The following is a 12,093-nucleotide window of genomic DNA, read 5'->3' on the forward strand; positions in this document are numbered from 1 at the left end:
GCCGTCCGGCCCCAGCCCATAGAATTCTCGGTCAGGGGGGAACGGCGGGGCTGAAGCAGCAGGAGAACACCACTCTCCCAGGGCGGTTTCGCCTTGGGCGTGTGCGGCTTCATCAGGGCACGTCGCTTCTCGTATGCCTCAATGAGAGAACACGAGCAGCTAGGACGAGTGTGGCAAACCCGAGTGCTTTTGGCGGCGGCGGAGAACTGGAACTGTTCAAAGCGATTCTGGCCAACTGGCGGACATCGCTCGTGGACCTGAGTGGCCGCAATCGGCTTCTCAACTTCAGGCACACCAAAGCGGCCACCCTGGAGATCACGCATCCGCCCGCCGAGGAACTCGTCAAGGGTCTGGAACGCGGCTGGGACTTCGCACCGCTGCCCGACGAGGAACCCGGTGCCGAGGACTCCGACGAGGCCCGGCCGCGATCACGCTCCGTCGAACGGCTCGGCGCCGCGCACGGGATCGTCACCCAGAAGACGACGGGCCCGGCGCTCCTGCGCGCGCTGACGAGCCTGCGCGGCAAGTCCACCCAGCTCTTCAACGACTACGGTCTGTGGACCCTCCAGTTGGGCGTCGGCATCCTGCGCTGGCGTGAGGACGGCGCGACGACCAGCAGCGACGCACCGGTTCTCCTCCTTCCCGTACGCGTCGAACGGCTGGCCGGCGGACGTGTCCGTCTGGTGGCCAACGACGACGAGGAGCCGCGTCTCAACCCCGCGCTCAGGGTCAAGCTGGAGCAGTTCCACATCGACTGGGCGCCCGTCACGGAACAGGACCCGACGGACCTCGGTGCCGTGTTCGACGCGGTCACCGCGGCGGTGGCGGGGAAGTCGGGCTGGGAGGTGTCGAACCGCGTCGTGCTGGCGCTCTTCGCCTCCCACAAGGAGTCGATGTACCAGGACCTGCTGGACAACGAAGCGCGCATTCTGGACAGCGACCTCGTACGGGCGGTGGCGCTCGGTCCCAAGGCGGGGCTGGCGCCGGACCGCTTCGACTTCGAGGAAATCGGCACCGACCGGATCGACGAGCTGAGCCCGCCCGAGGACAGCCCGCTCGTCCTCGACGCCGACGCGTCGCAGCGCCAGGCCGTCGCCGCCGCTGTCGCCGGTCGGTCCTTCGTGCTCGACGGTCCCCCGGGTACGGGCAAGAGCCAGACGATCACCAACATGATCGCCGGGCTGATGCACGCGGGCCGCAGCGTTCTGTTCGTCAGCGAGAAGGCCGCCGCCCTCGACGTGGTGCTGGACCGGCTGAAGTCCGTCGGACTCGACTCGTACGCGCTTCCTCTGCACAGCCACAACACCAGCCGCCGAGCCGTCGCCCAGGAGCTGGGAAGGGCCCTGGAGGAGGAGCCGCGGGCCCTGCGGCTTTCCCCGGAGGCGGTCGCCCGGGCCCGCGAGGCACGCGAGGCCCTCAGCGCCTACGCGGAGGCGATGAACGAGATCAGCCGGCCGCTCGGCCGAAGCCTGCACGATGTGATCGGCAGGGTCGGGCAGCTGTCCGACGCGGACGTGGCGTTCCTGGCGTCGGAGGCGGACGGCGGCGCCCGGAAACAGAAGGTGTTCGACGCCGCCGCGATGAGCGGACAGGATCTGCACCTCGTCATCGAGGCGACGAAGGCCATTTCCGGTGCCTGGCAGGCGGTCGCCGATCCTTCGTTCCCCTGGCGGAACCTGCGGGCCGGAAGTCCCCACCCCCGCCCGGCACTCGATCAGGCCATGGCCGCGCGGGACGGGCTCGCCACGGCGGTGGCGCGCTACCAGGACCTCTCGGAGGACGGCACGCCTGTCGAGGCGGAGGACGGCGTCCGCAGGCTCGTCCAGCTCCTGGCTCTGATCGGGTCCCGCCTCCCGGTGCCCGAACCCTGGCTCACCACCGCCGACTTCGCCGACACGGTGGAGAGCCCGGTCGACGCGTTCGCGTCCGCGCTGAAGAAGGTCGTGCGGGCACGGGCCGCGGCCCGCTCCGCGGCGGGGGACCGCTGGGAGGAACTCTCGTCGCGGCTCGCTCCCGAGCCGGGCGAAGCCGAGAACGCCCTGGCTTCGCTCTCTCCGGCCGGTATCGATCCCTCCGAGCTGACGGAGGCGCGCGCGGACGAGCTGGCCCACGTGTTCGAGACGACCGCGGACGGTCTTGAGCGCACGCACCGCGGTCTTGCCGACATCGCGCAGCAACTGGGGCTGGACGTCCCGGGCAGCGCCTCGGCGGCGGAGGACCTCTGCGACGTCGTCGCGCTGGCAGGAGCCGGCCACCGCCCCCTCGCACAGTGGCTCGTGCCCCGAGGAGCAGCCGAGGCGGACCGGGCGGCGGTCGCCGTCGTGGCCGACCACCTGTGCGCTTTCTTCGCCCGCCGTGACACGGTGCTGTCCGCACAGGCGCGCGCGACCGTGGAGGCCGGACCCGGCTGGGCCTCGATTCCTGAGGCACTCGGCACGGAGCCGCCGGCGTCCGAGCGGGACCTCGCCGGGCTGGAGCCGGCCGGCCTGGACCTGGGCTCCCTGACGCGTACGCAGGCCGAGGAGGTCTCCGACCGGTTCGCGTCACTGGCGGCGACCCTCGAATCAGCCGAGCAGCACGCCGCGGCCACGGCCACGCTCCTCGGACGCGACCAGCCGAAGAGCACGCAGGAGGCCGAGGAGCTGTTCGCCCTCGGGCAGTTGGCCACCAACTCCCACCGGATGCTGGAGGCGTGGCTCGATCCGCAGGTCGTGTCCCGGGTGCGGGAGGCCTGCGCGGAGATCACCGAGGCCGCGGGCCGGCTCGCCGACGCCGAGCGGGCCGCGCGAGACGTGTTCCTGCCCGAGACCGCCGTCGCCCCCGGGCTGCCGGAACTGATCGGCCGCCTGTCCGAGGGCTCGCGCGGCATCGGCGGCCTGCTGTCCGGCGCGGTTCGCGCGGACCGCAAGGCACTCGGTGCGCTGACCGTCGCGCGCTCGTGGCGCGGCGAGCTGTACGACCGGCTGCCGCTCGCCCTCGCCTGGTACACGGCCCACGACCACCTGCGGTCCCTCGCCCGTACGCACACCGCGCTCCTCGGACGATACGCGGGGACGGAACTGCCCGACGCGCACGCGCTGGAAGCGGCCCTCGCGCACGCCGAGTCCGTCCACCGGCTCGCGCCGGACACGGTCCTGGACCCGCACCGTCGTGGCCTGCTGGCCGCCCAGGTCGCGGATGGCCGCACCCCTGCCCCGGAACTCCTCGAACACAGCGGTGCCCTGAGCGAAAAGCTCGGCATCTGGCGGAGGGATCTGGCAGGCCCTCTCCTGACGGCCGTCGCGGACAGGCTCGCGAAGCTCTCTCCGGCCGAAGCCGCCCGCTGGCTGCGCGCCCATCCGGATCCCCTCACCCGGGCCGCCGACGTCATCGGCACGGTCGCCGCCACCGGCCGTCGCGACGACGGAGGCGACTTCGCGTACACGCTTGCGGGGGCCCGGACGGCGATCGGCGCCGCCCGGGAGGCGCGGCGCGAGACCGCCGGGTTCGCGGCCGAGGAGGGCGCCCACCGTCGCCTCTGCGGCGCCTGGTACCAGGGGCTGGACACCGACCCCGCCGAACTGCGGGCCGCTTCCTCCGACGCGGCGGAAGGGGGCGACATCCCCGGCCTCCTGCGCCGGGCCTGGGGCACCCGCACGTCCGCCCCGGGGGCCCGCGCCGACGAGGGGCAGCGCACGCTGCTCGGCCGGTACGCGCCTGAGGGCGGGGTCGACACCGCCGCGCTGCAGGAGGCGCTGGAAGCCGCGCACACCGTGGAGCGGCTGGCGCCGGAGACACTCGCCGATCCCGTACGCCGGGCACGCCTCGCCGGATTCCTCGCGGACGGGGGTCCCGTTCCTCACGCGACTGTGCTGCGGCTGGAGCCGGGTCTCAGGACCGAGGTGCGCGCCTGGCGGGAGTTCGCCGGTCAGCCGCTTCCGGCGGCCTCGGGCGCGCACCTGCTCGACGGCCCGCTGGACGAGGCCGCCCGCTGGCTGCACGCGCACGTCGATCCCTTCGAGGAGGCGGCCGACCTGGTCCGTGCCGTGGCGCGCGTCGCCGACGCCGACAGCGGGCTGTCCCTCTCGCAGGCCCGCCGGGCCGTGGCGGCGGTGCGGGACGCGCGGGCTGCCGAGGCGCGGTTCACCGCGGATGCCGCAGCCCACGAGGCGCTGCTCGGCGACCTGTACCAGGGGGCGGCGACCGACAAGGGCGCTGTGCTCGACGCCCTGGAGTGGGCCCGGCGGGTACGCCGGGCGGCACACGGACGGCACGGAGCCCCTCTCAGTGCCCCGGCGGCCCGGCTGATGCTGGATGCCCCCGCCGACACGTCCGTGGCCGACCGCCACGAGGACTGGCAGCGCCAACTGGACACCCTCGTGGACCACTTCGAGGTACAGCGCGGCCGTCTTCTGCGGCGCGAGCTCCAGGAGTCACTGCCCGCCGCCGCAGCCTGCCTGTCCCGGCTGGACGACGACCCCTTCGGCCCCGAGGCGTGGACCACATGCTCCGGAGCGCTCCAGCAGTTGCGGCGGTACGGCCTGGACGGGCTGCCCTCCCAGCTCGCGCAGCGCGGCGTGTCCGCAGCCGATTTCCCCGCCTCCGTCGAACGTGCGGTCCTCACTTCGTGGATCGAACGGCGCCTCGCACTCGACGCCCGGCTCAGGCCCCTGCGCGCCGCGGACCGCGATCAGCTCGTCGAGCGGTTCCGGGACGCGGACCGCGCCCTCGTGGAAGCCGCCCACGCCGAAGTCATCGCGGCGTGCAACACCCGCCGCCCGCGCCGGACCAACATCGGCCCGGCGGCCGAGCTGCGTCGGCAGGCGCAGCTGAAGCGCCGCCACAAGCCGGTACGTCAGCTGCTGGGCGAGACCCGCGAGGTCGTGCGGCTCATCAAACCCTGCTTCATGATGAGTCCTCTGACGGTCAGTCAATTTTTGCCGCCGGACTTCCACTTCGACGTCGTCATCTTCGACGAGGCATCCCAGGTGCTGCCGCAGGACGCGGTGAACTCCGTCTACCGCGGCAGCTCGCTCATCGTCGCGGGCGACCAGAAGCAGCTCCCTCCGACCTCGTTCTTCAGCGCCGGAGGAAGCGACGACGGCGACGACGAGTGGGACGAGGAAGGCGCGGACAACTTCGAGTCGGTGCTCGACGCCTGCAAGGCCAGCGGTGTGCTGCGCGGACTGCCGCTGCGCTGGCACTACCGGAGCCGCCACGAGAACCTCATCGCCTTCAGCAACCACGACTTCTACGACAACACCATGGTGACCTTCCCGGGCGCGTACGAGCAGAGCCCGGACCTCGGTGTCGAGTTCTTCAAGGCCGACGGCGTCTACGACCGGGGCGGCCGGAGCAACAATCCGGGCGAGGCCGCGGCAGTCGCGCATCGCGTGATCCACCACTTCACCACCAGGCCGGGACTCAGCCTGGGCGTGGTCGCCCTGTCCAAGGCTCAGGCCGAGGCCATCGAGGAAGCCGTCCAGAAGGCGCGGACCGCCCGGCCGGACCTCGACGGCTTCTTCACCGAGGACCGCCTCGACGGCTTCTTCGTCAAGAACCTGGAGACCGTCCAGGGCGACGAGCGCGACGTCGTCATCCTGTCCGTCGGCTACGGCCGGGACCAACGGGGCAAGCTGCTCTCGTCCTTCGGCCCCATCAACAGGGACGGCGGCTGGCGCCGTCTCAACGTCGCAGTGACCCGCGCCCGGCGGCGCATGGAGGTCGTCGCCTCCTTCCACGGCTCCGAGCTGCCCGACAACTCCAACAAGAGCGTCCAGCACCTGAAGCGCTACCTCCAGTACGCCGAGCACGGCCCCCGCATCCTGGAGACGGCCGCGGCCGACCCGAACGCCGTGCCGGAGAGCCCCTTCGAGGAAGAGGTCCTGGACGTCCTGCGTGACTGGGGCTACTCCGTCCAGCCCCAGGTCGGCGTCGCCGGTTTCCGCGTCGACATGGCGGTTCGGCACCCCGCCGCCCCGGGCAGCTACGCCCTCGGCATCGAATGCGACGGCGTCATGTACCACTCCTCGCGTGCGGCCCGTGACCGCGACCGGCTGCGGGAGGCCGTACTGAGCGACCTCGGCTGGAAGCTGCACCGCATCTGGGGAACGGACTGGTACCGCAACCGCCGGGACGCGATGGCGCGCCTGCGCGCCGCGGTGGAGGAGGCGTGTGCGCGCGACCCGTTCCAGGTGGCGCCGCAGGAGCCTTCCGGTGAGGCGGCTCCCGCCGGAGACCCTGTCCTGCCGGAGCCCGCGGCGGACTCGGGGCCCGCGGTGACGTTCGTTGCGGTGGACGGCGGGCCCCCGGCGTGGAGCCGGGCCTACGAGGAAGCCGTCGACGCTCAACTGGTCCTCCTGCGGGTCGCGTCCGCCGAGCGTCGCGGCATGCGGAACGCGGAGCTGCAGGACCCGGACGCCGTGGGGCTCGTCGCAGAAGTCGCCCTCCACGTGATCAAGGCCGAGGGCCCGGTCACGGAGGACCTGATCCTCACCCGGGTCCGTTCGGCGTGGGGCATCGCGAGGGCGGGCGCGGTGGTCCGGGACTCGGTGCGTCGAGCGCTGCGGAAGACCGAGTCCGCGGGCCGGATCGTGCGGGTCGGCGAGGCGTACGACCTTCCCGGCCGGGAGACGGTCTTCGCCCGCACGCCGACACCGACGGTGGCACGCAAGGTCGGGCAGGTCCCGTCGGTCGAGCGGCGGCTCGTCGTACGGCACGTGATCGAGGAGAGTCCGGGCGTCGACCGTGAGGAGCTGCTCCGCGAGGTCGCGCGCTTCTTCGGGTGGACCCGGCTGGGCCCCGACATCAGGAACGCGCTCACGAGCGACCTGGACGATCTCGTCGCGACCGGAGTGGTCCGTGAGGCGGACGGCTTCCTGATGCCCGCGGACGGCGACTGACGAGTCGCGCACCGGTGGCCCCGGGGGGGGGGAGGGCCACCGGAGACGCGGCCGGCGAAGCCGGGACGGATCACCGCCGTGGCGTCGCACGGGTCGGGGCGGGGCGGCGGACGGCCCGCCCGGTGGGCTCAGGGCGCGGTGCCCGCGACGGTCGCCGGGGTGCGGGAGGGGCCGCCCTGGGCGGCGACTCGGCCGGGGAGCAGCCCCGGGCGGCGCAGCACGACCGCCACCGCCAGCAGCGCCACCCCGCTCGCCGCCCCCAGCAGGACGAACGTGAACCGGCCGGTCGTCTCGTACAGGGCCACGCCGATCAGCGGGCCGACGACGTTGCCGAGGTCGGAGACGAAGCCGAACAGGCCGTACGCCTTGCCGTCGTCGGCGTTGGCCGCCTTCAGCTCCACCACGCCCCGCCGCGCCGCCAGGAACAGCGTGGCGTAGCCGGCCATGTAGACGAGGAAGCAGGCGGCGACGACCTGGACGGAGGTGCCGGCGGCCAGCGCGCACAGGCCGACGGCGCTGAGCACCAGGCCCGTCACGGTCAGGCGCCGCAGCGACGGTGAGAAGCGGCCCATCAGCCACATGACGAACGCGGACACCGCCAGCCCCCCGACGAGGACGGCGGAGATCGCGGAGCGGGAGGAGGCGGCGTCGTCGACGGCGCGCAGGTGCATGGGGAGCAGCGGCTCCAGGGCCGAGTAGACGATGAAGGTGAACATGTCCATCAGGCCCAGCAGCAGCGCCCACACGTACCAGCGGGACGGGGAGGCGGGGGCGCCCGCGGCAGCGGCGGGCTCCGTCGGCGCGGGTGCGTCGGTCGCTGCCGCCGCACCGAGGGCGCCGGGGTCACCGGTGGCATCGGCGGCGCCGGTGTCCGCGGTCTTCCCGGCGTCGGGTCCGGGGATCGCCAGGACCAGGCCGACCGCCGTCACGGCCGTCACCGCCGCTCCGGCGAGGAACAGCCCGGTGAGTCCCGCCGGTCCCGCCACGCCCGCGACGAGCGGGCCGAGGAGGAACCCGGCGATGGCGGCGGCGCCGAAGGAGCCCATCATGCGGCCCGTCGGCACGTCGTAGCGACGGCACAGGGCGGTCATCCCGGCGTAGAGGGCGGGGCTGACCAGACCCTCGCCCACGCCCCACACGACCCGGGCGGTGAGCAGGGTCACCCCGTCGGTGGCGAGGGCGGTGGCGGCGATGCCCACGGCGGCGAGCAGCATCGACAGCATGGCCACCCGGTCGGCGCGCCACCGGTCGACCCACCAGCCGCCGACGGGCTGCGCCAGCGCCTTCGCCGCCGCGAACAGCGCGAAGGTGAGCGCCACCACCAGCGGGCCCGCGTCGACGCGGTGCTCCAGGTCCGGCACGAACGGGATCATGACGGTGTAGGAGGCGTTCACGCTGACGACGGCCGCCAGCAGCAGCGCCGCGCGACGCCGGGCCGCTCCCATCGGCTACTCCCCCTCGATGTAGGCGGACAGTTCCGCGTGCATGCGCCGCAGCTCCGGGACCAGGTCCGGGCGCGGGCCGGGCGCGTAGACCAGGGCGTACAGGTCCGTTCCCGTCAGCGCGTGCCGTTCCTTGAAGCGGTAGTTGTCCCGGCCCCATTCCAGGCGCCGCACACCGTTCGCGTAGGCCCACTCGGTGCCGCGGTACATCAGCGCCACGTACGTGCTCAGGTCGTGCAGGGTGGCGTAGCTGACGCCGCCGCACATGAAGGTGACCTCGGTGCCGCGGCGGAAGGCGAAGAACGCGCCGACGAGCCGGCCGTCGACCTCCGCGACGAGGAGGAACGCCCCCTCGATCTCCAGCAGGGCGGTGAGCGACGCCTCGTCGAAGAGCGGCGGCCAGTCGTTCTTGTCGCTGGTGTCGACCGTCAGCGGGTAGACGGCGGGCACCAGGGCGCGCGCCTCCTCCCCTTCCACGACCCGTACCGTCAGGCCGCGTTCGTCGGCACGGCGCAGGCGCCGTGCCACGTCGCGGCGGATCTTGTTGGTGGTGCGGTGGAGCTGGGTGTCGAGGTCGTCGGCGAGGTCGGTGGCGTAGGTGCGTTCCAGCAGCAGGCTTCCCACGGGCTCACCGGCCACCCGCAGCCAGTCCGCCACGCCCTCCTCGGTGAGGTTGGGGACGACGAGGAGTTCCCCGACGCCCTCGGCGATCCACTCCATGGCGGTGGTGTGGGCCCCCTCGACGAGGGCGTCGGGCACGTGGCCGCGCCGGGTGTACATGGAGTAGGGCGAGCCGGCGAAGACGACGGGGTCGCCGAAGCGGCCGACGAGGTCCACCTGCCGTTCGTAGCCGTCCCAGAAGGGGCTTTCGTGCAGGGCGTACAGGGGCAGCACCGACACTCCGTCGTCGGGACCGGTGCCGCCGGGGGCGCCGGGGTCGGTGTGCACGTACGCCGTGCGGGCGCGGTGTTCCACGGTGACCCGTTCCCAGCCGCGCAGCCAGGACTCCGAGTCGTACAGGCAGCTGGGCACCACCCGCTCGGGCACCGTCGGTGAGATGCGCCAGGTGGGGGCGGTCACGACGCCCCGCCCGGTTCGCGTGACGTCCATCCCGCAACCTCCTGCTCGGCCGTCCTGGTCACACCCGGGCCACGGTAGGAGCGAGCGCTCTCACGGCGCTCTCACCGGGTGGTCCCACAACGCTCTCACCTGGCGGTCTCGCCGCGCTCTCACCGGGTGGTCTCACCACGCTCTCACCGGACGGTCTCGCCACGTTCCCACCCGGCGGTCTCGCCGCGCTCTCACCGGGGGTCCCTCGGCGGTCTCGTGAGCGCGGAGCGGGGTGAGAGGGGCGGGAGAACGGCGGACCGTAGCGTCCCAGCCGGGCCGTGGCCCACGGCGCCCGGCCGGCACCGGGCAGGACGAAAGAACAGTCAGGCTGCACGACGAAAGAACAGTCAGGCTCCGCCTCAGCTCACCTGGAGAGAGATATGACGGCACAGCTGGCGATGTTCGGTAACAAGCCCGTGGTGGAACCGGAGCACCGGCGGCTGGAGTGGCCGGTGGTGACGCAGGCCGACAGGGACGCCGTGCTGCGGGTCCTGGAGAGCCGCAAGTTCACCGTCGGCGCGAAGAACGAGCCGGAGATCAGCGGCCTGGAGAGCGAGTGGGCCGAGTTCTGCGGCACCCGCCACGCGGTGGCCGTCAACAGCGGCACGGTGGCACTGGAGTTGGCGCTGACCGCGCTGGGCATCCAGCCCGGTGACGAGGTGATCGTGCCGGCGCTGAGCTACGTGGCGACCGCGATGGCGCCGCTGTACCAGCTGGCGGTGCCGGTGTTCGTCGACATCGACCCGGTCACCTTCAACATCGACGTCACCCGCATCGAGGAGAAGATCACCGACCGGACGCGCGCCATCATCCCGGTCCACCTGGGCGGGCTGCCCGCCGACATGGACGAGATCCGGGCCCTGGCGCGGCGCCACAACCTGCTGGTGATCGAGGACGCCGTGCAGGCGCAGGGCGGCAAGTACCGGGGTGAGACGGCCGGTTCGATGGGCGCCGCGTCGGTGTTCAGCCTCAACGTGGAGAAGTCGATCCCGACGTGCGGCGAGGGCGGGCTGATCGTCACCGACGACGAGGAGGTCGCCACGCGCTGCCGCAGCCTGCGCGTGCTGGGCGAGGACCTGAGCACCGACGAGCGGCTGTACGTGTCCGCCACGCGCGGCTCCAACCTCAAGCTGTCCTCCGTGCTGGCGGCGTTCACCCGGGCGCAGCTGGAGCGGTTCTGGGACTACCAGGAGCGGCGGGACAAGAACATCCCGGTGTTCCTGGACCGGCTGGCGGCGCTGCCCGGCATCGTCGTCCCCACGGTGCCGGAGGACCGCACCCACATGTGGCACATGCTGCGGTTCCGCTTCGACCCGAGCGCGGCGGGCCTGGAGGGTGTGGAGGCCGGTCCGTTCCGGCAGGCTCTGCGGCGGGCGCTGCTCGCCGAGGGAGTGCCGCTGACCCACTACCAGATCATCCCGCTGCCCGGTCAGCCGGTGTTCCAGAAGCAGGACGCCTACGGCAAGGGCTACCCGTGGTCGCTGCCGGGCGTCAACCCGCAGCGGTACGACCTGGCGGACTACCCCGTCACCTGCCAGGTCATCGAGGACTCGCTGTGCCTGCGCCGGATGCACCTCAACCCGGACGCCGGCCCGGCGCTGGACGCCTACGCCACCGCGTTCGAGCGGGTGTGGGAGAACCTGGACGTCGTCGGGCGCATCGCCCGGTCGCTGGACTACGCGCCGCCGTGGGCGGTCGTGCCGGGTCACGAGGCCGCCGGGAAGACCGCGTGAGCGTGCCGCTGGCGCGCCCGGTGTCCGAGCGGGCGGCGTCCGCTCCCCCGTCTCCGTCCGCGCCGGAGCTGGTCCCCGGCGCGGCCCCGGAGCTCGCCGGGGGGTTGCCCACCGACCCCCACGACGACCTGCGGGAGAAGGCGCTGGCGGTGCGGGAGCACGTGCTGCGGATGGCGGCCGGCACGGCCGGCGCGCACGTCGGCGGCTGCCTGTCGGCGACCGACGTGCTGGTGGCGCTGCACTTCCGGGTGCTGCGGATCAGGCCCGAGGAGCCCCGGTGGGAGGGGCGCGACCGCTTCGTGCTGAGCAAGGGCCACGCGGGGGCGGCGCTGTACGCCACCCTCGCCGAGCGGGGCTTCTTCCCGACGGCGGACCTGGACACCTACGGCACGCCCGCCGGGCATCTGGGGGCGCACCCGACCCCGGCGGTGCCGGGGGTGGAGTTCGCCACCGGGTCCCTCGGTCACGGCCTGTCACTGGCCACCGGGCTGGCGCTGGCCGCGCACCGGGCGGGGGCGGACACCCGCGTCTACACCCTGCTGGGCGACGGGGAGTTGCAGGAGGGGTCCAACTGGGAGGCGGCGATGTCCGCCGCGCACCTGGGGCTGGACAACCTCACCGCCGTCGTCGACCGGAACCGGCTGCAGATCAGCGGCGGTACGGAGGAACGCATGGGGCTGGAGCCGCTGGCCGACAAGTGGCGCGCCTTCGGGTGGCGGGTGACGGAGACCGACGGGCACGACTTCACCCGGCTGCTGCCGGCGCTGGAGCAGTCCCCGGAGCCGGGCCGCCCGTCGGTGGTCATCGCCGACACCGTCAAGGGCCGGGGGGTGCGGCACCTGGAGCACCGTAAGCAGGGGCACTTCGCGAAGCTGTCGGCGTCCGCGTACGACAGGGCGCTGGCCGCGCTGCGGGCCGGGCGGTGAG

At 73.1% G+C, this 12,093-nt stretch carries 5 protein-coding genes; 3 read left to right on the plus strand and 2 right to left on the minus strand.

All coding sequences use genetic code 11. The features are described from left to right. Positions 1-170 precede the first annotated feature (170 nt). Positions 171-6,881 (plus strand): DUF3320 domain-containing protein, encoded by a 6,711-nt coding sequence (locus ACFWEE_RS11015; RefSeq protein ID WP_386888291.1) that lies wholly within the window; start codon positions 171-173, stop codon positions 6,879-6,881. A 128-nt stretch (positions 6,882-7,009) separates the two neighbouring features. Here the strand turns inward: ACFWEE_RS11015 and ACFWEE_RS11020 are convergent, their stop codons facing one another. Both ACFWEE_RS11020 and ACFWEE_RS11025 read right to left on the minus strand, forming a co-directional pair. Next, positions 7,010-8,326, minus strand: a complete 1,317-nt coding sequence (locus ACFWEE_RS11020; protein WP_386888292.1) for an MFS transporter — start codon at positions 8,324-8,326, stop codon at positions 7,010-7,012. Positions 8,327-8,329: 3 nt separating this feature from the next. Next, positions 8,330-9,433 carry a GNAT family N-acetyltransferase gene (locus ACFWEE_RS11025; RefSeq protein WP_386888293.1) on the minus strand — a complete coding sequence of 368 codons (1,104 nt, stop codon included), beginning with the start codon at positions 9,431-9,433 and terminating at the stop codon, positions 8,330-8,332. Between the two features lie 380 nt (positions 9,434-9,813). On the opposite strand from ACFWEE_RS11025, the gene ACFWEE_RS11030 reads away from it, so the two are divergent. Then, positions 9,814-11,166, plus strand: a complete 1,353-nt coding sequence (locus tag ACFWEE_RS11030; protein ID WP_386888294.1) for a DegT/DnrJ/EryC1/StrS family aminotransferase — start codon at positions 9,814-9,816, stop codon at positions 11,164-11,166. Beyond that, positions 11,163-12,092, plus strand: coding sequence for a transketolase (locus ACFWEE_RS11035; protein WP_386888295.1), 930 nt, complete (start codon positions 11,163-11,165; stop codon positions 12,090-12,092). Before ACFWEE_RS11030 ends, ACFWEE_RS11035 begins: the two co-directional genes overlap by 4 nt. Position 12,093 lies beyond the last annotated feature (1 nt).

The organism is Streptomyces sp. NPDC060184 (assembly GCF_042728795.1).
Lineage (GTDB): Bacteria > Actinomycetota > Actinomycetes > Streptomycetales > Streptomycetaceae > Streptomyces.